This is a genomic window from Phenylobacterium sp. J426 (assembly GCF_024699945.1).
Classification (GTDB): domain Bacteria; phylum Pseudomonadota; class Alphaproteobacteria; order Caulobacterales; family Caulobacteraceae; genus Phenylobacterium.
On record NZ_JAJOMY010000002.1, the window covers coordinates 16,263 to 40,829 of the forward strand.

Genomic DNA, 24,567 nt, shown 5'->3' on the forward strand with positions numbered 1-24,567 from the left:
GATGCGCGGCAAGGTCGTCATCGCAGGCGTCGGGGCCACAGCCTTCGGCAAGCTCGGCCGCGACACCGTCTCGCTGAACGTGGAGGCCTGCCGCAAGGCGCTGGAAGACGCTGCGATCCCTAAGGATGCGGTCGATGCGGTGTTCGTGAAGACGCCGACGTCAAAACGCGAGTTCATGTACGGCCAGCAGCTGGCCGAAGCGCTGGGGATCACGCCCCGGATGGGCGGGGCCTGGGACCAAGGCGGGGCCGCCAACATCAGCCTGATCACCTTCGCGGCCTTGGCGATTGAAGCCGGGCAATGCGAAGTGGCGCTGGTCTGCTACGCAGACAATCCGCGCAGCGGCGCCCGGGACGTCTACGCTCGCCCGCGAGGAGAGGACGCCGCTTACGGTTGGTTCTCCACCGCGGCCGGCTACGCGATGATTCATCAGCGCTACCTGATCGAGTACGCGCCGCCGCCCGAGGCGTTCGGCGAGGTCGCCGTAGCGGCCCGCGCGAATGGAGCCGCCAACCCTCGCGCCCAACTCCGCAAACCGATCTCGATGGACGACTATCTGGCTTCGCCGTTCGTCGTGGAGCCGATGCGGCGCGACGACATCTGTCTGGTGTCCGACGGCGGGGCGGCGCTCGTGCTGATGAGCGCCGAGCGGGCGAAGCGGCTGGGCGTCGCTCGGCCGGTGCCGATCCTGGGCTTCGGCCATGGCCAGACCTCCGCGGCCCTGATCAACCGGCCCACGCTTACCAGCACCCAGGCCAAGGTCTCGGCTGAAACCGCGTTTCGCATGGCCGGCCTTGGTCCTGCCGACGTCGACGTCGCCCAGATCTACGACTGCTTCACCATCACAGTCCTGATGACGCTTGAGGACTATGGCTTTTGTCCCCCCGGCCAGGCGGAGGGCTTCGTGCGGGAAGGTCGTCTTCGTCCCGGCGGCGACCTGCCGTTCAACACCAGCGGCGGCCTGCTCTCCGAGACGGGCATGCCGGGCCTCCAGCTCGTGCAAGAGGCGGTGCGCCAGATGCGCGGTGAGGCCGTGCTCCAGACGCCGGGCGCGGAAGTGGCCCTCATCTCCAACCAGGGGGGTGATGGACACCCATGCCACGCTGATCCTGGGAGGCGCGGCGTGAACGAACTGCCCAGGCCCGACATCACCGAGCTTAATGCGCCGTACTGGACTGCGCTTGGCGAAGGACGGCTCGTCTTCCAGGCCTGCGCTTGTGGTCGGCGTTGGCTTCCACCCCGCCGGGAATGCCCCGCCTGCTTGCGGGACGACCAGTGGGCATGGCAGGAGGCGAGCGGTCGAGGCACCCTGGTTTCCTGGGTAGTCTACCACGCGGCGTATCATCCGGCGTTCGCAGCGCGCACGCCCTACAACGTGGCGATCGTGGCGCTGGAGGAAGGTCCGCGTCTGATCGCCAACATCGATGTGAGAAACGAGGACCTGCGCGGAGACATGCCGGTCCGGTTGGCCGTCGCGGAGGACAACGGTGTCGCGCTCGCCCGCTTCCGACCTGCCTGAGGGCAACCTCTACGACTTGCTCGCGGCCGGCTTTCCCGCCGACCGCACAAAGCCCTGCTTCCTGCTCGCCGACGGCTCGGCGCTGAGCTACGGCGAGCTGGAAGCCCGGGTGGCGCAGGCGGCCGGCCGCCTCATCGCCGAGGGCGTGCAGCCGGGCGACCGGGTTGCGCTGCAGGCCGAGAAAGCCCCCCGAGGTGATCGTCGTCTACCTGGCGGCCCTGAAGACCGGCGCCGTCTTCCTGCCGCTCAACCCCGCCTATACGGCGGCCGAGGTCGACTACTTCCTGGGCGACGCCGAGCCGCGCGTCTTCGTCACCGATCCGCCGGCCTATGTTCGGGACGCCAAGGCTTTCGAGCCGCTGGCGCGGTCGGTTCCCCGCCAGGCCCCAGACCTGGCGTCCCTGATCTACACCTCGGGCACCACCGGCCGCTCCAAGGGCGCGATGCTGAGCCACGGCAACCTGGCCGCCAACGCGGTGGCCCTCCACGAGGCCTGGGGCTTCACGCCGGACGACGTGCTGCTGCACGCCCTACCGGTCTTCCATGTCCATGGCCTGTTCGTGGCCCTGCACTGCGCGCTGCTCAGCGGCTGTTCGATGATCTGGCTCCCGAAGTTCTCCGACGCCGAGGTGCTGGCGGGCCTGACGAAGGCGACGGTGATGATGGGGGTGCCGACCTTCTACACCCGCCTTCTCGCCAACCATGCCTTCACGCGCGAAACCGCCGAAGGCGTCCGGGTCTTCATCTCGGGCTCCGCGCCGCTGCAGCCGTCCACCTTCGCCGAATTCGAGGATCGCACCGGCCAGCGCATCCTCGAGCGGTACGGCATGAGCGAGGCGGTGATCATCACCACCAATCCCCTGGACGGCGAGCGCCTCGCGGGCTCCGTCGGCTATCCGCTGCCGGGCGTCGAACTGCGGATCGGAGGCGCTGAGGAGACCGGGGTGATCGAGATCCGTGGTCCGAGCGTCTTTGGCGGCTACTGGCGCATGCCGGAAAAGACGGCGCAGGACTTCACCGACGACGGCTTCTTCGTCACCGGCGATGTCGGCCGGCGAGATGCCGACGGCCGCGTCTGGATCTCGGGCCGGGCCAAAGACCTGATCATCTCAGGTGGCTACAACGTCTATCCCAAGGAGGTCGAGCTGGTGCTCGACGAGCTTGCGGGCGTGGTGGAGAGCGCGGTCATCGGCGTGCCGCACGCCGACTTCGGGGAAGCCGTCGTCGCCGTCGTCCAGGGCCAGGGCGACGAGGCGGCCATCATCGCGGCCGCTCGCCGTCAGTTGGCCGCCTACAAGGCGCCGAAGCGTGTGCTGTTCGTCGCCGAGCTGCCGCGAAACGCCATGGGCAAGGTCCAGAAGAACCTGCTGCGCGAGCGCTACGCGGGGCTTCTGGCCTAAGCCTCCAGCTCTCCGAGGATCGCTTCGGTGTCGGCGCCAAGCGGGCGACTGGGCTCGTAGGGCGGCAGCGCGGTGTCCTCAAATCGCAGCGCGCTGGTCTGCACCACCAGCGGCCCGTATTGGGGGTGATCGATGCGCTTCAGCAGGCCGCGGGCGTGGAGGTGCGGGTCCGCCATCACCTCGGGCAGCTCCAGCACCGCGCCGCAGGGAACGCCCGCCTGGGAGAGGATCTGGAAGACGTCCCGTTTGCGCCGGGCAGCTAGGGCCTGGCCGACGAGCGCGTCAACTACGCCGACGTTCTGCGCTCGCAGGGCGTTGGTCGCGAGCCGCGGATCCGCGGCCGCGGCCTCCAGGCCCAGCGCCGTCGTAAGGCTCAGCCAATGGCCCTGGGTCGTACAGATGATGGCCACGTGCCCGTCCGCCGTCCGATAGACGTTGTAGGGGCTGACCGTGCCGCCGCCATGCCGGTTGCCGGTCCTCGAGATAAAGCCGGGGCCGGCGTTCTGCGCAGGGCCAAGGTTGGAGGCCAGGGTCGGATACACGCAGTCGGCCATGGCCACGTCGATCACCCCGCCCAAGCCCGTGACCGAGCGGCGATAAAGGGCGCTGACGATCGCGGCGTACAGATGGACGCCCCCCAAGATGTCAGCCATGGCCGCGCCCGCCTTCACCGGCGGTTGGTCCGGCTCGCCCGTCGAGGCGATCACGCCCAGCATCGCCTGGATCGTGATGTCGAGCGCCGGGAACTGGGCGTAGGGCCCCGTTGCGCCGTAGCCCGAGAGGGCGGCGTAGATGAGCTCCGGCCGATGGCGCCGCAGGTCCTTAGGCCCAAGGCCAAGGCCTGCCATTACGCCGGGCCGGAAGTTCTCGACCACAACGTCGGCGGTCGCCGCGAGCCGGCGCAGGGCGCTGCGCCCGGCGTCGCTTTTCAGGTCCAGGGTGATGGACCGCTTGTTGGCGTTGAACATGGCGAAGGGCGTCGCCGCCACGCCGCCGCGTGCGCGCAGGCCCTCGCCCACCGGCGGCTCGACCTTGATCACCTCGGCCCCCGCCTGGGCCAGCAAGAATGTGCAGTAGGGCCCGCTGTAGACCTGGGTCAGGTCCAAGACGCGAACCTTGGAGAGGGGCGCGGGCGCTGGGCGCATGGCAGTCGTGACACCTCCGACGAGAGGGGCGGAAAGATAGACACGTTGTTCCAAATAACGAAACGTATTATTGACCGACGAGCCTCTCGACCTCCTCCCTGAGCGGTGTCACTGCCTGGAGCTTCGGCTCCGGGCGCCTCTTTCGGCAGTAGGCGCTGCGGACGCGAGCGGCGCAAAGACGTGGCGCTGACGACGGGCGCTCCCCACGCCTTAAGAGTTGACGCTGTGAGCCCCCTTGGGCAGCCTCCAAAACATATCGAAATTCGGCGCCCAGTTCGCGGTACGGATTACCTTCGGTCGGGGTCTTTCGAGCGCCGAGAACATCGCCATCGACTGGCCGAGCGGCGGCTTGTTCTCGGAGCCGAGGAACAGCAGGACCGGGTGGCGATTCGGTTGACGAGGTAGAACGGGCATAGCGGGCGGGGGCCGACCAGGGCGTCGCCAGCAGGCTGTTCTGCGTCCGCTCGGAGGCCGGCGACCGGGCGGCCATTCCGGTTGCAGGAGGCAGCTCTCCGCATAGTTCGCCCAGATCACAGCTTGGTCGGTCGGCGCGGCGAAGGCGGCCGGCGCGCGGAACCGCGGCGACTGCGCGCCGGCGCGAAGCACGCTGCAGCTGCCGCTTTCCCCAACCACAGGTCGGCTAGTTCATAATCGCGGAGAATAGTCAGGCGCAGGTCCACCATTTACTGTACGCCTGCGACGGGCGCGCGAACGGGTCGCGCCGCCTGCAATCTCGTTGCGCGTTGGCCGCCGTCCGGGGCTCTATCCACGCTTCCGGGATGCCGTTGTGACGCGACGGCCCGGACCCGAACGGTCTGTGCGCGGCGCGCTTCGCCCGGCTGGGGCCCATCGTCGCGCTGGGCCTGCAGGCCGCCACGCAATTCGTCGGCTGGTCCTTCGCGGACGCGCTGGCGCAGCCGGTTCCACGCCGAAGGGCCGCAGGTGTTCTCCGCTGGAAGGCGAACGAGTTCGGTTAGCCGAAGATTTCCCTCGGCCGGTGACCCTGGTCGGCGCTGCCAAATATCACCCGGCCGCGCCGCAGGAGCGCGAGGCCAGCGCGGGTGGCGGATCCCGGCGCGCGAACCGCGATCCAGCCCCGGCCGCGCCGCCTGTTTGAGTGCTCTTCTGGCCGGCCCGCACAGGGCGGCAGATGGACCGAACCCTAGCAAAGCTTGCGAAGGTGAAGGCGCCCCCCACCTGCGCTCATGGCAGCCTCGGTGAGCCCAGTTACCCATTCTGTGGAGGGGCGCCTTGCTCCGTGGTCAGCATGCGCTTAGGGGTCGCCCGCTGCCGCAGGGGGAAACCGACGTGTCTGACGAGCGCGCAAATGTAGATCGCCGGACGTTTCATCAGGCGCGGCTTGCGATCCTCTTGGCCTGCATAGGATCGGGCGCGGTCTATGCGCTCTTGGTCGGCGGCTGGCTGGCCCTGGGGCTACCGCTCCGCTGAAACCCGCGATCAAGGCGAAGCTTGGGCGATCGATCATTCTCCACTAGGTACCACGGGGTGAGCCCCCCGATTCCGAGCCCCGGCCGCGCGCCGTCGCCCTACAGCTATTCGTCCCAGGCCTGGCGTGCGACGCCATGAATGCGCGCCTGGCGATCTTCCATCCCCGGGCGCGCTTCGATCTTGGCGCCAAGCCCTTTGGCAAGGATGTCGCCAACCTCGAACTGTTCCAAGCCCTGGCCCGGCATGGCGGCTATGCGCACCTCGACCTCCTGGTCGGCGCGGCGATTTCGGACGAGGCGCTGAAGGTCGGCCTGCTTGGCGGCCGTCCCGGCCCGACGGTGGCGGGTCATAGCCTGCTGACGCTCAAGCCGGCGCGGACGGCGGGGGCCTTGCTTCGCGGCCAGCCCTACCTTGCGGAATTGGCCTGGCTGCGTCGCGACGGCGGCGAGGACCATGATTTCAGCCTGATCGGCTTGGCGCATACTCTCGCGCCGCCCGCGGTCCGGGAGCAGATCGCAGCGGCCTTGATAGCTCCGGTGCAGCCCTGGGATGCGATCGTTTGCACCTCTCCGAGCGTGCAGACAGGCCTTCGGAGTCTGTTTGAGGCCTACGGCGAACACCTCGCCGAGCGTACCGGCGGCCGGCCGCCCCAACCCCCGCCCTGCCGGTTGTGCCCCTGGGCGTCGACGTGGATCGGTTCGCAGCAATCGCCGACCGTCCCGCCGCGCGGGCGGCGAAGCGCGCGGAGCTCGGCCTCTCTGAGGCTGATGTCCTCGTGCTGTGGGTCGGCCGCCTGTCGTTCTTCGAAAAGGCTTTCCCCCAGCCAATGATCCGCGCCGTGGCCGCCGCCGCCCAGGCCGTCGGCGTGAAGGTCGCCTTCGCTATGGCCGGGTGGTTCCCGAATGCGGAGGACGAACGCCGATACGTTGAGGTGGCCGCCGCCTATGGGGGCGCAGCGGACGTGCATTTCCTAGACGGAAACGATCGAGCCCTCGTGAACGATCTTTGGTCGGCGTCCGACATCTTCCTCTCGCTAGTCGACAATATCCAGGAGACGTTCGGGCTGACGCCGATTGAGGCCATGGCGGCGGGACGCCCTGTCGTGGCTAGCGACTGGGACGGCTACCGCTTCACCGTCCGACACGAGGAGACCGGCTTCCTGATTCCCACCCTGTCGCCGCCGTCCGGCGGTGGGCTGGGCCGCGCGCTCGCCGCGCGCCATCTCTTGGGCGTCGACAGCTATCAGAACTACGTCGGCGCGACGGCCCAGCATACCGCTGTGCACATTGGCCGGGCCGTCACGGCCCTGAGGACGCTTATCGCCGAACCGGAGCGGCGGCGCCAGATGGGCGCTGCGGCGCGGCAATGGGCGCGAGCGGCGTTCGACTGGCGGATCGTGGCGCAGCACTACGTCGAACTACAGCGCTCGCTCGCGGAGGTTCGGGCGAAGGCGACGCCAATCCCGGCGAGCCGCAGGTTGCACCCAGTGCGCGGCGAGCCCTTCGCCGACTTTGGCCACTTCGCCACGGCCGAGATGACGCTGGAGACGCGCTTATCCGCCACCGCCGCGACTGTCGCAGACCTAGCGGCGACCAGAGACATCGCGCTAGACCGCGCCTACGAGGGGCTTCGGGCGCCGCACGCCGCCGAAGCCGTGATGCGGCGCCTGCAGGCGGGATCCTGCACCGTGCGCGACCTGCTGATGACCTTTCCTGTCGCTGAGCGGCGGCAGGCGGAGCTGACCCTGTCGTGGCTGGCCAAGTATGGCTTTGTGGACTGGCTGGCCTAGCCTCGCATCTCATCGCCGGCCTCGCACGTTCTTCGGACGGCTTCGCCCAATCGGAGCCTCGAAGAGGAGATGACTGCATGCGTATCGGCATTCTGGCTGGCGCGGCCGTGGCCCTCGCCGCCCTGCCGCGCGTCAGCGATGCGGCTTGTCCCAATCGCACGACCGGAACTGTGGTCGGCGCCGTCGCCGGAGGTCTGCTCGGCAACGCCGTCGCTGGCCGCGGAGATCGGACCGAAGGCGCGCTGATAGGAGCCGCCGTCGGCGGTCTTGCGGGAAACCAACTCACAAAGTGCAAGCGCGCCAGCGGCCCGCGCTACGCGGCGGACCGTCCTTATCGCCAAGCCGCCTATGCCTCGGCGAGACCGCGCGCGCCGACCTGCCGCTATGAGAGCCGCGCCTACTATGATCACTACGGCCAGCTCGTGCAGGCCCCGGCGCAGGTCTGCCGATAATGCGGGCGTCAGCACGAACCATGACGGCGGGCGTCTTGCTATTGACGCTGGCCATCGCCGCCTGCGCCGAGGGTCAGGACCGCCGCGCGCGCGCTTCCGCTGCCGCGGAGGGGCTCTGTAAGGCGTTTGACGGGCCACGCTCGACAGCCCCAGACGCCGCGGACCTGGACGGCGGCCTTGCGCTAGATGATTGCCTCCACCGCTGGGGCTACACCCTGGCCAAGTCCGAGGATGATGCGCCCGCGGTGGCGGGCGCAGTGGTGGCGGCCTGCAGCGCACCGCTCGCGCGGTGGAACCAGCAGGCGCTCAACGCCGCCGCGGGCGCCGGCCAGGCGCTTGAAGCGCCGAGTCTCCTGACCGGTGAGCCGACCAACCCGATCGCCGAGCATGGGGTGTTTGCGCAAGGTCGCGCCCTGTTCTACGTCGTCCAGGCGCGGGCCGGCGATTGCGAACCGCCGCGGGTCGACTCGGACACGCGCGATCGTGCACGGCAACGCGCGGCCCCCGCGACCAACAGCCCCGATCCCTGATCTAGCGCGACGGGGGACGCTCCGCCTCAGGGACGCAGATTGTCATGCGGTCGCCGACGCGGCCACGCCTAGGCCAGAGCGTTTCTCGGGCGGCGAGACGCGCAATGTCCGATGCATGCGGGCGCAGGCGCTGCGGCGGCCTGGTTCAGCGAATCGAGCGCCGCAGATCAAGACAACCTCGAGGCTGGATCGGACGCGATCTGGGAGGTTGGGATGCTAACCCGACCGCGCATCGGCCGCCGTCAGGGCCCTCGCCGGCCCGTCCCGCGCGGCGAGGGCCCTTCCTGGACATCCTGAGATGTCCTGGCGACAGAACCCAGCCGCTCTCCGCATGTTCCGTCGCCGTCGCCCTCTTGCCGTCGGCGCGCTCCTCTTGCGGGCCGGCGCGGTACGGCTCAACTCCAAGCGACCGTCCCGTAGGAGGGCTGTTCCGGCAGAAGGGAGAGCCAATGCCGCGCCTCGCACCGCGACGGCGCGACGCCTGCCGCTGTGTCGGCGCTGCGGCGGTTATCGGTGGCGGCAGCGCTCGCCACCTCGGAACGCTCTGCGGAAACGCGCGCGAACGGCCGCGCCAAACGCGGCCTGCGACGCGCTGCGAGCTGATGTTGCGGCCAGAGCATTGGGGCCTCTGCTGCGGCGGAGCCCGGCCGCCGTCGGCGAAGCGCGCTGCCGGCTCGGATGGGCCGCTTGTCAGAGAAACGACCTTTAGCTTAAAGTCAGGTCGCGTCCGTCAGCTTCGCATCTGCCGGATCTCCACACCAGGACGGGTGGCCGGCGCAGGCCTTGGGGCGCGCCGGCCAAACGGCGTTTCTGCGGGTCACGCGGCCTCACGGTCCCGGGCCTCGCCAATAGGTGCAGCCGCTAAGTCCACGGGCGCCGCACCCTCTGCTCGCCATTCCCGGTGCGCCGTTGGCCATTCTTCCTCGCCCAACAGCGCGGCCGCACGCCTTTTGCGTTCAGGTTGACGCGCTGCAAAATGAGGCGCCGTCGCGGCCTATGTGGGCCTCGCGGGAGCAGATCCGGCGCAGGTCCTGACGGTCGCGGACGCAGCGTTGCGAACTCGGATGCGCGGAGTTTCCATATCCTCGGCTGCCTGAGACTTGGCTAGCCCTCGAACGTCTCCCACCGGGCGGCCGATGCACGTCCTGCGCGCGTGTCGGCCGCTTTGGCGCCGCCCCGGCATGAGGCGGCGGCTGAGCGGTTCAGAAGCGGGGCCGCGCACGTCGTTCGGGGAACCAGGCGCCTTCCTTACGCAACCACAGCTCGCGCGGCGCCGCGGCGCCGTCGTCATAGAGCTCCAGACGCTGCACATCGGAGCTGAGCCTCGCCGCCTCCGCCATCGCCCAGTGGCGGAGCGCATCCAGATCATCCTGCAGGTGCGATGGCGCCTCCAGGGGGGATGATGGTCTGCTTGTCCGGCCTTGGATACATGACGACGTTGACGCGCATCTCGCGCATGATTGCGGCGTCAGCTCAACCGTCAAGCCTTGACCGCCCCGGCGTGTCCACGGGTTCGGGGCCGCAAGCCGCGGTCAGGCGTTCGCGCTGCGTCAGGTCCCACGCTTTTTATCCCGAGCGGCCTGGTCGGCCAGCTGACGCCACTGGACCGCCACCATCGCCAACTGTTCCCGCTCGAAACTTGGCGGCGCCTCACGCGCACGGGCCTCAAGGGCTTCTGCCCGTCTGCGATAGACGTCCGCCCGTTCCATGGCCGCGGTAACGGCGCAGCCATGGTCCAGTTCCCGTGCGCGCGCCTGGCGACTATCCTGAAAGGCTGACCGGCGCCTCCGCGGGCGCCGGGATGGCATCCCTCACGATCAGTGGAAGCGTTGCGCGCCAAGCCTGGGGCGAGAGACGCTCCTCGACCGAGCGACGCCCAGCCGCGGCCAAAACCTGCCGTAGCCCGGGGTCTTGGCGCAGTCGTCGAAGGGCCAGGGCGGCGACGCGGAGGTCGGGTTCAGCCCACGACTGGCCCTGGTAGATGGCCTGAGGATCTTCGACGGGTACGAGGGCCGCCGGGATAAGCACGGCCGAAGCGTCATCCATGAAATCGAGATTGCCGCTGGCGGCGGTGGCGATCACAGGCGTTCCGAGCGCCATGGCCTCGGCCATGACGAGGCCGAAACCTTCGGCCCGGTGCAGCGAGATTAAGGCATCGGCGCCGGCGATGAGCACCTTGATGCGATCATAGGGCCAGGTTGCATCGATGATGCGGACATTCGCCCCGGCCGCCGCGCTTAATGCGGCCAGCGCCTGCGGGTGCGCCGCGCCGTTCTGAGTCTTGACGATCAGCTCGCAGGCGGGATCGTCGCCGAAGGCCTGCCGGAATGCGGCGATGGCGCCAGCCGGATTCTTGCGAGCGGCCGAGGAGTTGAAGTCGAATAGCGTCACGACCTGGAAGCTGGCGGTCCGCGGGGCGGGGGGTGATCGCCTGATAATCCTCGAGGAACAGCGGATGCGGCACGACGCGGACCGGCGCGCGGGCCCTGGCGAAGGCCTCGGCCACATAACGGCTGGGGACCCAGACCTCATCCACCAAGCCGGCGTCGGCGAGCCATTCGCGCGGGCCCTTGGGCAACTCCCAGGCCCAGTAGCCGAAGCGGGGCCCAGCTAGGCGACGCGGTCCCATGGCGGCCAGAGCGGCCACCAGCTCCGGGGGTTCAGATGGAAGATCCAGATGGCTGGCGTCTGCGTCCCCGAGCTGGCCTTCCAATCCAGCCCTGGCTCGACAGCGACGAGCTCCACGGCGGCGCCGAGGCTCGCAAAGCCGCGGGCCGCCAACTGGGCTGAGGCCGCAATGCCGTGCGAGCCGCCGAACAGTCCGACGATGCGGATCGGCAGCGGGCCTGCGACGGCGCGCGGCCGGCCGGCGGCGTGGACGAAGGTCCGTAGGCCTTGTCGAAGCGCGGGCGCGGCGAGGCGGCGCACGGGTGCGGGCAGGGCGCCGCGCCACAGGCCCTGCAGCGCCTGGAGGTTCATCGGCGTAGGCTCACGCTGACCTGCGCCAGGCGCAGCAGGGGGTGGCGCCGAACCGTCTGAGGCAGCGCCGAGAGCGGGACGCCATATTCGCTGAGGCCGCCGGCCAGGAGCCAGCGCAGATAGCGGAAACGGGCGACGGCGGTGTCCAGCGGATAGAGCTTCTGCAGGTCGGCACGGCCCCGCCATATGGTGCGGAAGAGAGCGATCAGCACCTGGCCGTCGGGCCGGAGGTGCGGCGCCTGCAGGGCCGCCGTCAACCTCGCCGGCCAAAGCGCGAGATGCGGCAGGCCGAAGGCGGCGAACAGGACGCGGCGCAACTCGGACGGCGCGCGCTCCGTCTCGGCCAGCGCGGCGGCCCGGGCGAGGAGCGCGGGGTTGGCCAGCAGCCGGTCGCACTCGTGCTCGGGTAAGGCGTCCATTTTGAACTCGCCCGCCATAGCCATCGGCCCGATCCACCAGGCGGTAAGCTCGTCGCCGCGAAACCGCTCAGCGGGATCGGCGGGCCCGGACACCTGTCGCGCGGCCTCGGCGGAGGCCGTGTCGGCGCCCAGGGCCTCGGCGTGGGGAACGAACCACCACGGGTAGGCCGCCGCCGGCTGGTCAGCGGCCAGAGCGGCCATGACGCGCGTCAGGAGGGGTTCGGCGGGCGCGGGCGCGTCCAGCCAGGCTTCGGTCGCTGCGTTCAGGCCTTCCGGGAAGGTTTCACCGGCGCGCGCCGCCGCGAGCGCTGTTCGCCGATGGGCTGGCCGGACCCGGCGCCCGGAGGTGAAGCGCTCAAAGCCGTAGCCCTTGGCCTTGGCTTCGGCATGGCCGTTAGCGCGCAGGGCCATAGCGTAGTCCGCCAGCAGGCCGGCCATCGGCGAGCCGGCGCGGACGCAAAGCCGGTTCTGGTGCTTCGAGAGGTTGAGCGGTCGCTCAGGTTCGAACCCTGAGAAGTGGAAGAAGATCAGCGGCAAGCCGTCGACCCGCCATCCGTCCGGGCCTCTGGAAAGCTCGCGCCCTTCGAGGTTCCAGTAGGCGAGGTTAAGGCCGGGGTGATCCAGGATCGCGGCGTCGGGGACAAGCGCTGGCGCTTGGTCCATCCACTTCTGGTCGGTGAAGATTCCCTCGGCGGGTGCGACCCGGCAGTCGAACCGGCAACGTTCGGCCCACCAGTCGATGAGCCCGGCGACCGTTGCATGGGGTCGGGCGGCGAGGAAGCCGAGATTGAAGCGACCGGACGCGGCAAGGTCTGCGTTGGTCGGATTGCCGGGGGTCGTCAACGGCCGCAGCGTATGGGGGGTCAGCGCCAGCGGCGCGGCCCTCAGCGCATCCCAGACAGGCGTCAGCGGCTTGAAGACCTGAATGTCGGGATCGAGATAAATGACGCGCTTCACGCCGGGCTGGGCGAGCAGGGCGCGAAAGGCGAATGGCTTGACGGCCGTGTTTAGCTCCAGCGCCTCGTAGTAGAGGCTCATGTCGCGCACCGGCGCGCCGAGGTCGGCGGCGGCGATCACTTCGGCGAGGGGCGCCAGCTCCGAGATCGGACCGTCGGCCGCGACGACGATCCGGCGCGCGGACGGCTCAGCTCGCGCAAGGCTCTGCATGAGCGTCGCCGCCTGCGCCGCGTAGTTGCGCGACACGATGGTGAAGATGACGTCCACGACCTCGTCCGACCCTTCGCCTGTCAGGCGGCCAGGACCTCGTCGAGCCGGCGGATGTCGACAATCTCCGAGGCCCGGCCGCCATCTAGCCGCATCACCTTGTTGCAGTACAACCGCAACAGGCTTGTGTCGTGGGTGGCAAGGACCAGAACCCCTGCGCGCTCCACTAGGCTCAGCAGACGCCGGTGCGCCAGCGCCCGGAAATCCGCATCGCCGACCGCGATCCACTCATCCATCAGCAGCACGTCGCACTCGATTGCGGTGGCCGCGGCGAACGCCAGTCGGGCCTGCATGCCGGCCGAATAGGTCTTCACGGGCATGGCCAGGAAGGGGCCGAGGCCGGTGAACTCGGCGATCGCGGGCGTTCTGTCGGCGATCTCGCGCGCGGTGAGTCCGGCCAGCCTGCCCATGAGCTTGATGTTGTCGTAGCCGTTGGCGGAGGGATCGAGGCCGAGGGTCAGGTCCAGCAGGGCGGCGATCCGCCCGTGGACCTCCACCGAGCCTCCATCGGGTTCGTAGGCGCCTGACAGCGCCCGCAGCAGCGTCGTCTTCCCCGAGCCGTTATGTCCGATGAGGCCAAGTCGGTCGCCCGCCCGTAAGCGCAGGTTAACGTGGTCCAGGGCCGTGACCTCAGCGCCGCCCATCCGGCGCCGCAGGGCCCCGCCGACAGCGGCCGGCGGTGTCGTGGCGGCCTCCCAGCCGCCGGCGCGCCGGGCCTCGACGGGAAAGCGGATCGACAGGTCTTCGCAGACGATGGACGCGAGGGGGGGCGGAGGGGTTCATCGACGCTCCCAGGAACAAGGTCGCCGCAGGTATCAGCGGCGCTCCCCGTAGGCAAGACCGCCACGACGGATCCGCGGCAGTCGGCCGACTCGGCCGAGCCCCTTGACAGATGGGGCCTGGACGCCACGCTTGCAGAGCGAGAAACGCTGTGAACGAACTAAATCCTTCCGTCGCGCGACTTTGCCGCGCGCTGATAATCGGCGAAGATCGCACCGGGGGCAGGAACGCGACCATGGCCCTGACTTGGGCGACTGTCGCATCCGAACTCCTCCAGGAACTCCCTGCGGCGGAGGCCGCCGTGCTGGAGGCGCGGATTGAGGCGGCTGCCCGGGCGGCGGAAGACCTGCCGGCGAACGCCACCATCACGGAGATTTTCGAGCGCGCCGACGCCTTGCTCGCGCAGCGTCTGTAAGCGTTGGAGGGTGGATCGCGCACCCTGTAGACCGCGTCCTCGTCTCGAAACGTCGCCTTCGTCGCCGAACCCGGGTTGACCCGATCGCCAGCGTCAACGCGGTGGGAAGCGCGAGGCCGCTACCGATCGTCCAGGAGGACGGCCAAAGCCTCGCCAGTCGGAAGCCGCCGCCGCGCAGCTGCGACCCTTCGAATATCCGGTGCGAACAGACGGCAAAGCCATCCAGAAAGCACGCCGTCCAAGCGGCGGCGAAGGCGGAGCGGGAAGTGCAGGGAAGGCGAGTGCCCCGGCGGGCCGTGCTCGGCGCCGCGGCGGCTGTGTTGGCGGCGGGCGTGGGGCGGGCGCAGGACGCCGCGGGGCCGCTCAAAGAGACCGCGCAGGGTCGCTACCGCGGCCGGATGGTGGACGCGTCGAGGTCTTCAAGGAATGCGCTACGGCGCGTCCACCGCCGGCGCCGGCCGGTTCACGCCGCCCAGGGCGCGGGAGTCGTTCGCCGGCGTAGGCGAAGCTCACCGGCCCGCCCGGGCCGCCGACCAGGTCCTCGGCCATGCGGCGCGGCACGACGCTGTCGAAGAGCTCGCGCAGCAGATCGCTGTCGCGGGAGCGGCCGTGGCGGTTCTTGGAGAAGGTCGTGTGGTCCGGCGCGTCGCTGCCTAGGCCGAGCCGGCAGAACCAGCGGTAGGCTAGGTTAAGATGGACCCCCTCAAAGAGCCGCCGCTCCGAGCAGATGGCCGGGCAGTAGCCCGCACGCAGCATCCGGATCATCAGATCCGGCTCGATCGAGGGCCGGGCGGTCGGGCTGTAGAACGGCGCCAGATGCGCCCGCACGCCCTCTAAGTCCGCGAAGTGATCGATGGCGCGGAGCAGGTGATCCGATGCGACGTGCCGCTCCAGCGGGAACTCGTAAAATAGCTTGGCGTGTACCTCATCGAGCAGCTGGGAACCCGGTGGGAGATGCCGCTCACCGGCTATAAGAAGAACCCCACAGGCGGCCCGACCCAGCCCGCGGTTGAAGGCCTGTTGCAGCTGCTGCCGCGGATCGACCAGACCAAGGTCACCGCCGGGCGCATCGAGATGCCGGACCGCTGGAACGTCTTCCGCGACGCGGCCATGCCGGCCCTGAGCCTCCGCTACCCCAGCGCAATCGTCCTGATCGACGGCCGCCTCGGCTTGGTGTCGGCCCAGTCGCTGCCGCTGAGTGACGGATGGTCACCTGCGCGGCGAGATGCGGCCGCAATCTAGCCGAAGGCGCCGGCGGCCCGATATCTTTTTGCGGTTCGAATCTGTATGTTTTATACTGACGCAATGGCTCGATCGCCCAAACGCACGCCCGACGCGGGCTCGACTTTCTCCCTCAAGCTTGGCCGATGGTTCGAGGCGAACGCGTCAGGTTGGGGCGTGTTGGCGGCGCCGATCGTCGTGCTGCTGCTGGTCGGGGCGGCGCTACTGCGCGATCTCATCTGACGGATCGTGGATCTCCGGCAGGCGTCGTTGGGGTGCTGTGACTTGCCGATCTGGTCGTGGGCGGCTTTCGATCAACGCTTCATGGGCAGATCCGCCAGGAGCGAGCGGTGTAGATGTCGAAGCTATGAAGGTTGTTCACCCGAGGAGGGACGAAAAGGCTGGGGTTGCGAGCCAACCCACCCTAGCCGGAGCTCCTCGGATGAACGTGCACAAGAAGCTCGCCTGACGCCCGTTGGGTCGAGCGTTGATGATCTTGCGGATTGAGGATGAGGACTGGCCGGTGTAGCGGCCGGCGGAAGCCTCCGGGTATCGGCCAGGACGGCGTACCGGTGGCTGGGCCGGCGCCCTTGACCCGGAGCCGCCGGTGATCCGCTACGAGCGCGGCCGGCGGGGCGAGATGATCCACCTCGACATCAAGAAGCTCGGCCGGTTCCAGGCGGCGGGCCACCGCGTCACCGAAGACCGGCTCCCCGCTCGCGCCACGCCGGCTGGGACTTCCTGAATGTCTGCGTCGATGACGCCGCGCGCCTGGCCTCCGCCGAGATTCTGCCGGCGGAAGGCCAGGAGGACACGACCACCTTCCTCGAACGCGAAGCCGTGATGTCTGTCTACGCTCCGGAGCTTCCTCTCAGCCAAGGGCGCGCAAACCCAGGCGACGGGCTTCACGACGCCCGCCTGCCAGCCTGCCAGCCTGTCAGCTGCCCGCGATCCGGCGCCGACGTTGGAGGGAGACGCGCACGTCACGGGGCGTTTTGCATCGGCTGGGCCTTCCATGCTAGCCGATGGCCGCCCATGCCTGTCGCCGCGACATGACCTCCATCGATCGTCTTCCGCCCGGTCCGGGTCCCTACACGTCGCTGGACGTCGCGCCGAACCTGGCGGCGGCGCGGGTCTGGCTGGTGATCCCTTGCTTCAGAGTGCGCGGACACATCCTGCGCGTGATCCACAAGGCGCCGACGTGGGTCGAAGGTATCGTCTGCGTCGATGACGCGTGTCCGGAGGGCTCTGGCGACTACATCGAGGCTGAGGCGAAGGATCCTCGCGTCGTGGTCGTGAGGCTGCCCGAGAACCAAGGCGTGGGCGGCGCGACCTTGGCCGGCTACCGCGCTGCGGCGGCGCTCGGCGCGCGCGTTCTGATAAAGGTCGATGGCGATGATCAGATGGACCTCGCCTACGCAGCCCAACTGGTCGCCCCAATCCTCCTGGGAGAAGCCGACTATGCCAAAGGCAACCGGTTCACCTCCATCAGCCATCTGAAGACGATGCCGAGCATCCGCGTTTTCGGAAACGCCATCCTCAGCTTCGCGGCCAAGCTGAGCACCGGGTACTGGAACATTTTCGATCCGACGAACGGCTACACCGCTATCGAGGCGAATGTCGCGCGCCTGGTCATGGAGAAACGCGTCTCGCGCCGCTTCTTCTTCGAGACCGACCTGCTGTACCACCTCGGCACCTTGCGGGCCGTGGTCCGCGACGTACCCATGCCGGCCCGGTACGCCGACGAGGTGTCGAACATCCGGATCGGGCGGATCGTCGGACCCTTCGCGGTGAAGCACCTTCGCAACCTCATCCAACGGGTGCTCGGCCAATATTTCGTTCGAGACTTCAACGCCGCCAGTCTGCAACTGATCGCGGGTCTGTTCTCGGCGCTGTTCGGTTTCAGCTACGCCTTGAGCTATCTAGCGGGCCGTGAGCCCGGCGACGTCGCCTCGGCCGGCGTGGTGATGATGGCGGCGCTGCCGATTATCCTCGGCGCGCAGTTTCTTCTCCAGGCGATGAATTTCGACGTGCTGAACGTGCCCAGCCGTCCGATCCATCCTTATCTGCAGACACTGGAGCGCCTGCAGGACCGCGGCGCATGACGCCGCGCGACATGCTGCTCTGCGCCGGCTTCTCCTTGGCGCTGCCCATCGGCCAGACCATGTTCAAATGGGCGGCGGTCTATCAGGCGCGCCAGACAGGGCCGCTGCTGCAGAAGCTGGTGACCAATGGTCCCCTGATTGGCGCGCTCGCATGGTACGGGCTCACCGCCATCTTCTGGTTCTACATCCTGACGCGGGTGCCGCTGTCAAAGGCCTATCCTTTTGCGCTCGCCGGCACGGGCCTGATCCCGATCATCGCGTGGCTGGTGTTCAAGGAGCCGCTGGGCTGGCGCATGGCCGGCGGGTACGTCCTGATGCTGGCCGGGCTGGCGCTCATCCAGAGCCAGAGCGCCTGACGACGAAAAGTCCGGGGGGACGACGATGACCTCGCAACGCCTGATCCGCCTAGCGCCCGCGCTCCTTTGGTTCGGGGTGCTGGCTGCGGGGTATCTCCTGATCCTGCGGCTGAACCACCCAGGCCACATGTCGGTGGACTCGGTGATTTCGCTCGCCGAGGGCCGGCGCGGCGTCCGCATCGTCTTCGGCCCGCCGATGTATTCCTCGATCCTGGGGGCCTTCGACCGGATCACGCCGAGCTCACCCGTCGCGTACATGGCCGGCGCGGCGGGACTGTTGGCGCTGACGTGGGCGGCGATGCCGACCCTGCGGGGGGCGGATCGCCTGGCTTGCACCGGTGGTGCTGGCCGGCGCGATGCTGGCCCCCCAGGTGCTGCTCTACCAGGCGATCATGTGGAAGGACGTGCTGTTCGCGAACTTCGCGATCGCCGGCTTCGTGGCGCTGGCGCACGCGGTGAAGCGCTGGGAGCGGCTCCGCCCCAGGCTCGCGCTGCTGATCCTGGCCTTCCTGCTGCTCGGGATGGCGTGTCTGCTCCGGCAGAACGGGGCTCTGGTCGCGGTCTTCTCGGCGGTGACGCTGGCCTGGACGGCCCGAAAGAGCGGCTGGCGAAAGGCGGTGGCCTGGGCGACGGCGGGCTTTGCGGGGCCGCTGGTGTTCATGACCGCCCTGGACGTCGTGACGCCGGTGAAGGACCCGCCGGGCGTCAACCGCGACGTGGGCCTGCGCCTGCTGCAAGGCTACGACCTGGCCGGGGCCATCGCGGCCGATCCGAACCGGCCGCTGCGCGCGCTGGAGGCGGACAACCCGCAAGCGGCCGCGGACCTCCGCCAGGAGGCGCCGAAGTATTATTCCGCGACCCGGGTCGACGCGCTGCTCGGCTCCAAGACGCTCGGCAAGGCCATCACCAGCTACAGCGACGGCGTGATCGCTGAGCAGTGGGTGCAGACGCTGACCGAGGACCCGGTCGGCTACGCAAAGCGACGATTCGACGTGTTCCGCTGGGTGTTCGCCACCCCCGACATCGACCAGTGCCTGCCGATCCACCTGGGCGTTGACGGCCCGCCGAAGCTGATGGACGAACTCGGCCTCAAGACCCGCCTCGACGGCGAAGATCGCCGGCTTTGGAACTACACGACCTGGTGGATGGACACCCCGGGCCTGTCGCATCCGGCCTTCGCCCTGCTGGCGGTGGCGGTGACCGGCTTCCTGCTGCTGCGGCGCGACGCCGCCGACATCGCGATGGCGGGGCTGATGCTGTCGGCCCTGAGTTTCGGAGCGAGCTTCTATGTGATCTCGCTCGCCTGCGACTACCGCTACCTGTACTTCCTGGACCTGGCCGCGATCACAGGCGCCGTCTATGTCGCGCTCGACCCCCGGCTCAGGCGGCGTAGCGCGTAAGCCAGGCCTCGGCGACGTCGAGGCGCGGCTTTCCGGCCTCGATGAAGCGGTAGAGCGAGAGCTGGCGGCCGAGGCCGAAGCTCTTGACCGAGACGTGCTCGAACAGCGCCTTGCACAGGGCCTCGATCTCGGCGGCCTCGTTGACGTGCTCGTGGGCCATCAGCAGACCATAATCCTCGCCGTGCCGCAGGCGGAATTCCAAACCCGTGGTCATCGACCAGCCCAGCTTCCACAGGAAGCCGCCCTCGGCCGGGATCGCGGCGCGGAAGGAGCCCCCGGAGGCCAGCAGCCTCGCCGAGCGCGCCAGCGCCACCGGCAGGTCTGTAATGTGCTCCAGGCAGGCGACGCTCGTGATGCGGTCGTAGCGCGCATCGCCGGGGACCTCGGCCACGTCGGCATAGACCTTCCTCACCCGCGCTAGGCGCGGGGAGTCCTCGAACAGCTCAGCGAACGGCTCGACGATATCGTAGATCCCGCCCTCCGGCTCGAACGGCAGCTGGTTCAGGTTGCCGGCGCCCAGCTCGAGCGTCGCCTTTGCTGGCGAAGCGTCGGCTGCGACCTGGCGGTGCATCCACTGCTCGAGGCGCTGCGAGAGCGAAGCGGCGGTGGTCTCGCCGGCGCGGTTCTCGGCGTACTGGCGCGCATAGATCTCTGCGATCTTGGGCGGCAGTGGCGGCCGGGTCTTCGGAAAGCGGGCGAGACGAATTTCGAGGGCGCTCACCGGTCGCCCTCGGCGAGGATCGAGTCCAGCTGGGCCTCGACGGCCATGAGCATCTCGCGGTGCTGGTCGAGCCGCTGGATGGTCGAGCGCCAGCCCTCCTCCAGCAGTTCGCGGTCGCGGGTCAGCGTGTCCTCGAGGACGGCGACCTTGGCCTTGGCGTCGCGCAGCTCGCTGCGGGCGGCGTCCAGGTCGCGGGCCGCCGGCGAGACGAGCGGGCCCATCTCGGCGGCGCGACGGGACATCTCCTCGGCGGCTTCGTCGAGCACGGCGGACGAAGGGGCCTCGTCACGGGCGGCGGCCTCGAACCAGGCCAGCACCTTGGCCGCGAGCGCGCCCGGCCAGCCCAGGGCGGCGAGGTCGCCGGTGGCGGCGTTGTGGCGCAGGTCGGGCGCCAGCGCCTTGTCGATCTCGGCGGCGGCCCGACCGTCGAGGTTCGGCAGCGGCGCGCCGTGCGCGGCCTCGACCCGCCTCACCTGGGCGCGCCAGTCGGCCAGCAGGGCGTCGTAGCTGACGAAGGCGCGGGGCAGGTCGCGGGTGTAGGCCTCCGCGGCCAGCATGTAGGCCGTCCAGACCAGCACGGACTTCTGCTCGGCGAAACCGTCGCGGCGGCGTAGCGATCCCGCCACGGCGAGCGGATGGCGCAAGGGGATCACCCCGCGGGCGCCGATGTCGAGATCGTCGAGAACGGTCCGCCAGAAGGGCAGCAGCACGGTGACGCGGGGGTCCTTGAGGAGCGGGAAGCGCGCGTCGCCGAACTCCTCGCCAAGCAGGTCCATGGCGCGGTTGAGCCAGGCGCGCTCGTCCTTGCGAGGAAGGGGCCGGTAGGGAAAGGCGAAGACGTCGTCCCAGGCCGAGCCGCCGGCCCGCAGCCGCTCGTCGTTGAGCAGGGCGATCTTCCAGGGCTCGAAATAGCCCTTCTCGTTATGCTCGTCGCCCGGCATCACGTTCTCGGGCAGTTCGGCGCCGGCCAGCGACAGCAGCTGGGTCACGGCCGAGGTGCCGGACCGGTGCATGCCGAGCACGAGATAGGCGGTTCGGGTCGTCATCTGTCGCCCAGCGTGTAGGGAGGTGCGCAGTCCGCCGCAAGCCGGCGCCCGCGACGCCTGACCATCCCCCGTTGATAACCGGGACCTTCTGTTGCAGAGAAGCCCCCGTCAAAGTGAAGGAATTTGCGCCGCATGGCCGCGACGGCCGCCGCCGACGAAGTCCACCGGATCGTCTCGGTCGCCCTCGACGCGGCGTTCTACCGGGCCGCCTATCCCGACGTGGCGAAGCCGGGGACCGACCCGCTCAAGCACTACCTGGAGACGGGTTGGCGCGAGGGGCGCGACCCCGCGCCGTGGTTCTCCTCCTCAGCCTATCTCAACGATCATCCGGACGTGCGTCGGACCAAGGTGGAGCCGTTCTTCCACTACCTGGCGCACGGCCGTCGCGAGGGGCGCGAGGTGCGGCCGTCGGTCGAGGGTGAGCGCTATCTGCTGAGTCGTCGCAGCAACGGCTGGAGCTTCGAGGCTCTCCAGCCAAAGGGCGAGACCGCGGCGACCGAATCGCTGGGGCCGTCGCCCGAGCAGCTGGTCGAGGAGCGCCGGCTGATCGAGCCGGAGTTCGAAGCCCAGTTCTACCTTCAGGCGAACGTCGACGTCGCGGAGGCCGGCCAGGACCCTCTGGAGCACTTCCTGATTACCGGCTGGCTGGAGGGCCGCGATCCGAGCCCGCGCTTCTCCGTGCGAGACTATCTGGACACCTATCCGGACATTGCGGCCGCCGGGGTGAACCCGTTCGTGCACTACATCCGCGCCGGCCGCGCGGAGGGGCGGATCGCGCGCAACGAACTCGGCTTCCGGTACCAGCTTCTGGCCGATCTGAGGCCAGTGGCCGTGCGAACGGCAGAGGTCGCCGTCCGGGCGGCTGCGCGCGCGCCGGCTCCGCCGGCCAGGCTGACGGAGGCCCTCGCGCATTCGCGGTCGGGCCTCGCGAACCTGCACGTGACCTTCAGCCACGACGACTATTCCGCCAACCTCGGCGGCGTTCAGCTCTGCCTGCAGCGCGAGGATGCGCGTGTGGCGGCGCTCGGCATGGATCACCTGCACCTCTATCCGGCCGATCCTTGGCCGGTGGTGCGCGAGAAGAATGAGCCCGGCCTGCTGGGCGTGCTCTGGAACGGCGAGCGGATCGGGTTCTTCAAGCCGAAGGCGGTGATGAGCGCCCTGAAGGCGGCGGCAGGCCAGGCGCAGCCCGGGCGCCGGACCTTCGCCATCCACAGCCTGCTCGGTCATTCGCCTGAGGAGACGGCCGAGATCCTGGGCGCGGTGGGCCTGAGATCGGGCTGGTTTTGGCTGCACGACTTCGCGAGCCTGTGCGCCGGATACCATCTGTTGCGCAACGACGTGCAGGACTGCGCCGCCCCGCCGCCGGGCAGCCCCGCCTGCAACGTGTGCTCCTACTTCAGCCATCGTATGCGCCACCTCGACGCTCACCGTCGGCTGTTCTCGATGCTGGATCTGACGGTCGTGGCGCCCTCGCAGCCAACGCTCGACCTGTGGGTGGCGAGCGACGTCCATCCGCCCGCGCAGACGGTGGTCCTGCCGCACGCGACCCTGGTGGAACGCGGCCCGGCCCCGGCGCCCCCGAACGGACCGCTGCGCATCGCCTATGCCGGCCTGCCGTCGGCTCATAAGGGCTGGGAGATCTTCCGCGATCTGGTGCTGAATCACGAGGCGGATGGCCGCTACACCTTCCTCCACCTGGGCAGCCGCACCATTCCCGGGCTCCCGCTGGACTTTCGCGAGGTGGTCGTCACGGAGGAGCGTCCGCGGGCGATGCAGGAGGCGCTCGAGGCTGTGCAGGCCGATGTCGTGCTGGTCTGGCCTCTGTGTCGTGAGACGTTCTCGTTCACGGCCTACGAGGCGGTCGCCGCCGGCTGCGCCGTGATCACCGGCCCCGACAGCGGCAATGTCCAAGCCTTCGTCCGCGAGGGCGACCATGGCCGGGTGCTTGCCGACGAGACGGCGCTGGTCCAAGCCTTTGATGATGGCTCGATCGCCGAGCTCGGCCGCGCCAGACGCCGACCGCGCCTCTACGACCTGACGTTCAGCAATCTGACGGTCGACTTGTTCGAGGCGGCGCCGCGCCGATGATCCGTGGCCTGCCGCCCATCATGCGCCGCGTGGTCACCCGCGTGGCTGGCCTCTTCCACCCGGACCGCCGGCTCGTCGCCGCCGAGTTCGACCGCCGCTTCTATCTGGCGCTCAGCCCCGATCTCGTCGCCGCCGGCGCCGACCCGCTGCACCACTTCCTGACGCACGGCTGGCGGGAGGGGCGCGACCCGAATCCGAACTTCTCGGTGCGGGGCTATCTTCACGAGTATCCGGAAGTCGCGGAAACCGGCGTCAATCCGTTCGTCCACTATCTGCGGCGTGGGCGTCGGGAGGGGCGCGAAGCGGGACCGGACCTCGGCTTCCGATACGACATCCTCGCCCGGCAGCGGCCGATCGACGATCAGGTCGAGGAATCGGTCAAGGCGGCTCTGATGCGACCCGTGGGCGGCGCGGATCGCCTGGCCGCCGCGCTCGCCGGGGCGCGGACGGGCCTCGCGCGCCTGCACGTGACCTTCAGTCACGATGACTACCGCATCAACGTGGGCGGCGTGCAGCTCTGCCTCCAGATCGAGAGCGCCCGCGTCGGCGAACAAGGTCGCGACCATCTGCACATCTTCCCGGCCGCCCCCTGGCCGGTCATGCGCGACGGCGAGAAAGGCCCCCTCGGGGTGCTGCTGAACGGACAGGACCTCGGGGCGTACGCACCGGCCGACGTGTCGGCCGCCCTCCGCGACATCTGCGGCGCTGATGCGCGCGATCGCAGCTTCGCCATCCACAGCCTGCTCGGCCATTCCGTGGCGGAGACGCTGGACATCTTGGCGGCGCTGCGCCTGCAGGCGGGTTTCCTCTGGCTGCACGACTACGCAAGCCTGTGCGCCGGGTACAATCTGCTGCGCAACGGCGTCGAGGACTGCGCCGCGCCGCCGCCGGAGAGCGCGGCCTGCGGCATCTGCGCCTTCGGTCCGTGGCGTGCGCGCCATCTCGTCGGTCATGAGCAGCTGTTCGGCGGCCTCGAGCTGACTGTCGTTTCGCCGGCGGCTGTGACGCTAGACTTCTGGAAGACCCGCTGGGACTTCCCCGCCGCCCGCCACCTCGTCCATCCCCACGCGAAGCTCGCGCCGCGAGGCCCAGCGGCGCTCCCGCCGCCGGAGCGACCGTTGCGGGTGGCGTTCGTCGGCTATCCTGTCGCGCACAAGGGCTGGCCGCTCTTCAAGCGCCTCGTCACCCGCTACGCCGACGATTTGCGCTACGCCTTCTTCCATCTCGGCGCCCAGCAGGACACCGGCGTCGCCGCCGAGTTCCACGAAGTCCGCGTCGCCGCCGGCGGGCCGAACGCGATGCAGCAGGCGCTGGAGCAGCTTGAGATCGACGTCGTTCTGCTGTGGCCGCTGTGGCGTGAGACCTTCTCGTTCGCCGTCCACGAGGCGCTGGCCGCCGGTTGCGCGGTGGTCACCGGCCCCGACAGCGGCAACGTGGCCGCCGTGGTCGCTGCCAGCGGCGAGGGGGCGGTGCTGGCCGACGACGCGGCGGTCGAGGCCGCGTTCAGAATCGGCCGACATGGCTAA

22 protein-coding genes and 2 pseudogenes are annotated in these 24,567 nt (G+C 69.3%); 15 read left to right on the top strand and 9 right to left on the bottom strand.

The window, feature by feature from the left end; translation table 11 throughout:
• Window position 1 precedes the first annotated feature (1 nt).
• From LRS10_RS21755 to LRS10_RS21760, 3 genes and pseudogenes are all read left to right on the top strand, one after another.
• Window positions 2–1,519, top strand: a complete 1,518-nt coding sequence (locus LRS10_RS21755) for an OB-fold domain-containing protein (RefSeq protein WP_257839266.1) — start codon at window positions 2–4, stop codon at window positions 1,517–1,519.
• A pseudogene (locus LRS10_RS25430) lies at window positions 1,488–1,646 on the top strand (hypothetical protein); the annotation flags it as partial. The gene LRS10_RS21755 and the pseudogene LRS10_RS25430, both read left to right, overlap by 32 nt.
• A 67-nt stretch (window positions 1,647–1,713) precedes the next feature.
• Window positions 1,714–2,919 (top strand): AMP-binding protein, encoded by a 1,206-nt coding sequence (locus LRS10_RS21760; protein WP_257839267.1) that lies wholly within the window; start codon window positions 1,714–1,716, stop codon window positions 2,917–2,919.
• Here the strand turns inward: LRS10_RS21760 and LRS10_RS21765 are convergent.
• Both LRS10_RS21765 and LRS10_RS21770 read right to left on the bottom strand, forming a co-directional pair.
• Window positions 2,916–4,064, bottom strand: coding sequence for a CaiB/BaiF CoA-transferase family protein (locus LRS10_RS21765; RefSeq protein WP_257839268.1), 1,149 nt, complete (start codon window positions 4,062–4,064; stop codon window positions 2,916–2,918). The genes LRS10_RS21760 and LRS10_RS21765 overlap by 4 nt on opposite strands.
• A gap of 1,553 nt (window positions 4,065–5,617) precedes the next feature.
• On the bottom strand, window positions 5,618–5,968 hold the full coding sequence (locus LRS10_RS21770; RefSeq protein ID WP_257839269.1) for a hypothetical protein: 351 nt from the start codon (window positions 5,966–5,968) through the stop codon (window positions 5,618–5,620).
• A gap of 233 nt (window positions 5,969–6,201) precedes the next feature.
• Between LRS10_RS21770 and LRS10_RS21775 the strand changes: the two genes are divergently transcribed.
• From LRS10_RS21775 to LRS10_RS21785, 3 genes are all read left to right on the top strand, one after another.
• Window positions 6,202–7,302, top strand: coding sequence for a glycosyltransferase family 4 protein (locus LRS10_RS21775; RefSeq protein ID WP_257839270.1), 1,101 nt, complete (start codon window positions 6,202–6,204; stop codon window positions 7,300–7,302).
• 77 nt (window positions 7,303–7,379) lie between these two features.
• On the top strand, window positions 7,380–7,754 hold the full coding sequence (locus tag LRS10_RS21780; RefSeq protein WP_257839271.1) for a glycine zipper 2TM domain-containing protein: 375 nt from the start codon (window positions 7,380–7,382) through the stop codon (window positions 7,752–7,754).
• Window positions 7,755–7,774: 20 nt separating this feature from the next.
• Window positions 7,775–8,284 carry a hypothetical protein gene (locus tag LRS10_RS21785; protein WP_257839272.1) on the top strand — a complete coding sequence of 170 codons (510 nt, stop codon included), beginning with the start codon at window positions 7,775–7,777 and terminating at the stop codon, window positions 8,282–8,284.
• Window positions 8,285–10,045: 1,761 nt separating this feature from the next.
• Here LRS10_RS21785 and LRS10_RS21790 read toward each other — a convergent pair.
• From LRS10_RS21790 to LRS10_RS21805, 4 genes are all read right to left on the bottom strand, one after another.
• Window positions 10,046–10,816 carry a glycosyltransferase family 4 protein gene (locus tag LRS10_RS21790; RefSeq protein WP_374571183.1) on the bottom strand — a complete coding sequence of 257 codons (771 nt, stop codon included), beginning with the start codon at window positions 10,814–10,816 and terminating at the stop codon, window positions 10,046–10,048.
• A gap of 78 nt (window positions 10,817–10,894) precedes the next feature.
• The gene (locus tag LRS10_RS21795) at window positions 10,895–11,263 is read right to left on the bottom strand and encodes a hypothetical protein (RefSeq protein ID WP_257839274.1); all 369 of its coding nucleotides are present in this window, start codon (window positions 11,261–11,263) and stop codon (window positions 10,895–10,897) included.
• A complete protein-coding gene (locus LRS10_RS21800; RefSeq protein ID WP_257839275.1) occupies window positions 11,260–12,906 on the bottom strand; it encodes a hypothetical protein in 1,647 nt (548 codons plus the stop codon). Before LRS10_RS21800 ends, LRS10_RS21795 begins: the two co-directional genes overlap by 4 nt.
• A 23-nt stretch (window positions 12,907–12,929) precedes the next feature.
• Window positions 12,930–13,550, bottom strand: coding sequence for an ABC transporter ATP-binding protein (locus LRS10_RS21805; RefSeq protein ID WP_257839276.1), 621 nt, complete (start codon window positions 13,548–13,550; stop codon window positions 12,930–12,932).
• 371 nt (window positions 13,551–13,921) lie between these two features.
• On the opposite strand from LRS10_RS21805, the gene LRS10_RS21810 reads away from it, so the two are divergent.
• Window positions 13,922–14,101, top strand: coding sequence for a hypothetical protein (locus tag LRS10_RS21810; protein WP_257839277.1), 180 nt, complete (start codon window positions 13,922–13,924; stop codon window positions 14,099–14,101).
• 519 nt (window positions 14,102–14,620) lie between these two features.
• Here LRS10_RS21810 and LRS10_RS21815 read toward each other — a convergent pair.
• Window positions 14,621–15,037, bottom strand: a pseudogene (locus LRS10_RS21815) (transposase); the annotation flags it as partial.
• Between LRS10_RS21815 and LRS10_RS21820 the strand changes: the two are divergent.
• The 6 genes from LRS10_RS21820 to LRS10_RS21845 all read left to right on the top strand — a co-directional run bounded on the left by LRS10_RS21820 (window position 15,020) and on the right by LRS10_RS21845 (window position 19,183).
• Complete coding sequence (locus LRS10_RS21820; RefSeq protein ID WP_257839278.1) at window positions 15,020–15,343, top strand: hypothetical protein; 324 nt, start codon at window positions 15,020–15,022, stop codon at window positions 15,341–15,343. The pseudogene LRS10_RS21815 and the gene LRS10_RS21820 overlap by 18 nt on opposite strands.
• Window positions 15,344–15,406: 63 nt before the next feature.
• Window positions 15,407–15,565 carry a hypothetical protein gene (locus LRS10_RS21825; RefSeq protein WP_257839279.1) on the top strand — a complete coding sequence of 53 codons (159 nt, stop codon included), beginning with the start codon at window positions 15,407–15,409 and terminating at the stop codon, window positions 15,563–15,565.
• 364 nt (window positions 15,566–15,929) lie between these two features.
• On the top strand, window positions 15,930–16,067 hold the full coding sequence (locus LRS10_RS21830) for a hypothetical protein (protein WP_374571190.1): 138 nt from the start codon (window positions 15,930–15,932) through the stop codon (window positions 16,065–16,067).
• Window positions 16,068–16,464: 397 nt separating this feature from the next.
• Complete coding sequence (locus tag LRS10_RS21835; RefSeq protein ID WP_257839548.1) at window positions 16,465–17,427, top strand: glycosyltransferase family 2 protein; 963 nt, start codon at window positions 16,465–16,467, stop codon at window positions 17,425–17,427.
• A complete protein-coding gene (locus LRS10_RS21840; RefSeq protein WP_257839280.1) occupies window positions 17,424–17,783 on the top strand; it encodes a hypothetical protein in 360 nt (119 codons plus the stop codon). The genes LRS10_RS21835 and LRS10_RS21840 overlap by 4 nt, the downstream gene beginning before the upstream one ends.
• Window positions 17,784–18,121: 338 nt before the next feature.
• The gene (locus tag LRS10_RS21845) at window positions 18,122–19,183 is read left to right on the top strand and encodes a hypothetical protein (RefSeq protein WP_257839281.1); all 1,062 of its coding nucleotides are present in this window, start codon (window positions 18,122–18,124) and stop codon (window positions 19,181–19,183) included.
• Here the strand turns inward: LRS10_RS21845 and LRS10_RS21850 are convergent.
• Together LRS10_RS21850 and LRS10_RS21855 are read right to left on the bottom strand one after the other, a co-directional pair.
• A complete protein-coding gene (locus LRS10_RS21850) occupies window positions 19,164–19,904 on the bottom strand; it encodes a bifunctional 2-polyprenyl-6-hydroxyphenol methylase/3-demethylubiquinol 3-O-methyltransferase UbiG (RefSeq protein ID WP_257839282.1) in 741 nt (246 codons plus the stop codon). The two genes, LRS10_RS21845 and LRS10_RS21850, sit on opposite strands and share 20 nt — an antisense overlap.
• Entirely contained in the window at window positions 19,901–20,950 is a 1,050-nt protein-coding gene (locus LRS10_RS21855) for a sulfotransferase family protein (protein ID WP_257839283.1), read from the bottom strand. Before LRS10_RS21855 ends, LRS10_RS21850 begins: the two co-directional genes overlap by 4 nt.
• A gap of 132 nt (window positions 20,951–21,082) precedes the next feature.
• Here LRS10_RS21855 and LRS10_RS21860 point away from each other — a divergent pair, with 132 nt between their 5' ends.
• Together LRS10_RS21860 and LRS10_RS21865 are read left to right on the top strand one after the other, a co-directional pair.
• On the top strand, window positions 21,083–23,041 hold the full coding sequence (locus LRS10_RS21860) for a hypothetical protein (RefSeq protein ID WP_257839284.1): 1,959 nt from the start codon (window positions 21,083–21,085) through the stop codon (window positions 23,039–23,041).
• Window positions 23,038–24,567 (top strand): hypothetical protein, encoded by a 1,530-nt coding sequence (locus tag LRS10_RS21865; RefSeq protein WP_257839285.1) that lies wholly within the window; start codon window positions 23,038–23,040, stop codon window positions 24,565–24,567. The genes LRS10_RS21860 and LRS10_RS21865 overlap by 4 nt, the downstream gene beginning before the upstream one ends.

Bases quoted from the DNA above. Each gene is read 5' to 3' on its own strand.
- LRS10_RS21755 (WP_257839266.1), top strand. From the start codon at position 2: ATGCGCGGCAAGGTCGTCATCGCAGGCGTCGGGGCCACAGCCTTCGGC.
- LRS10_RS21765 (WP_257839268.1), bottom strand. From the start codon at position 4,064: ATGCGCCCAGCGCCCGCGCCCCTCTCCAAGGTTCGCGTCTTGGACCTG.
- LRS10_RS21770 (WP_257839269.1), bottom strand. From the start codon at position 5,968: ATGGTCCTCGCCGCCGTCGCGACGCAGCCAGGCCAATTCCGCAAGGTA.
- LRS10_RS21780 (WP_257839271.1), top strand. From the start codon at position 7,380: ATGCGTATCGGCATTCTGGCTGGCGCGGCCGTGGCCCTCGCCGCCCTG.
- LRS10_RS21785 (WP_257839272.1), top strand. From the start codon at position 7,775: ATGACGGCGGGCGTCTTGCTATTGACGCTGGCCATCGCCGCCTGCGCC.
- LRS10_RS21790 (WP_374571183.1), bottom strand. From the start codon at position 10,816: ATGAGGTCTGGGTCCCCAGCCGTTATGTGGCCGAGGCCTTCGCCAGGG.
- LRS10_RS21795 (WP_257839274.1), bottom strand. From the start codon at position 11,263: ATGAACCTCCAGGCGCTGCAGGGCCTGTGGCGCGGCGCCCTGCCCGCA.
- LRS10_RS21805 (WP_257839276.1), bottom strand. From the start codon at position 13,550: ATGGGCGGCGCTGAGGTCACGGCCCTGGACCACGTTAACCTGCGCTTA.
- LRS10_RS21810 (WP_257839277.1), top strand. From the start codon at position 13,922: ATGGCCCTGACTTGGGCGACTGTCGCATCCGAACTCCTCCAGGAACTC.
- LRS10_RS21825 (WP_257839279.1), top strand. From the start codon at position 15,407: ATGGCTCGATCGCCCAAACGCACGCCCGACGCGGGCTCGACTTTCTCC.
- LRS10_RS21840 (WP_257839280.1), top strand. From the start codon at position 17,424: ATGACGCCGCGCGACATGCTGCTCTGCGCCGGCTTCTCCTTGGCGCTG.
- LRS10_RS21855 (WP_257839283.1), bottom strand. From the start codon at position 20,950: ATGACGACCCGAACCGCCTATCTCGTGCTCGGCATGCACCGGTCCGGC.
- LRS10_RS21860 (WP_257839284.1), top strand. From the start codon at position 21,083: ATGGCCGCGACGGCCGCCGCCGACGAAGTCCACCGGATCGTCTCGGTC.
- LRS10_RS21865 (WP_257839285.1), top strand. From the start codon at position 23,038: ATGATCCGTGGCCTGCCGCCCATCATGCGCCGCGTGGTCACCCGCGTG.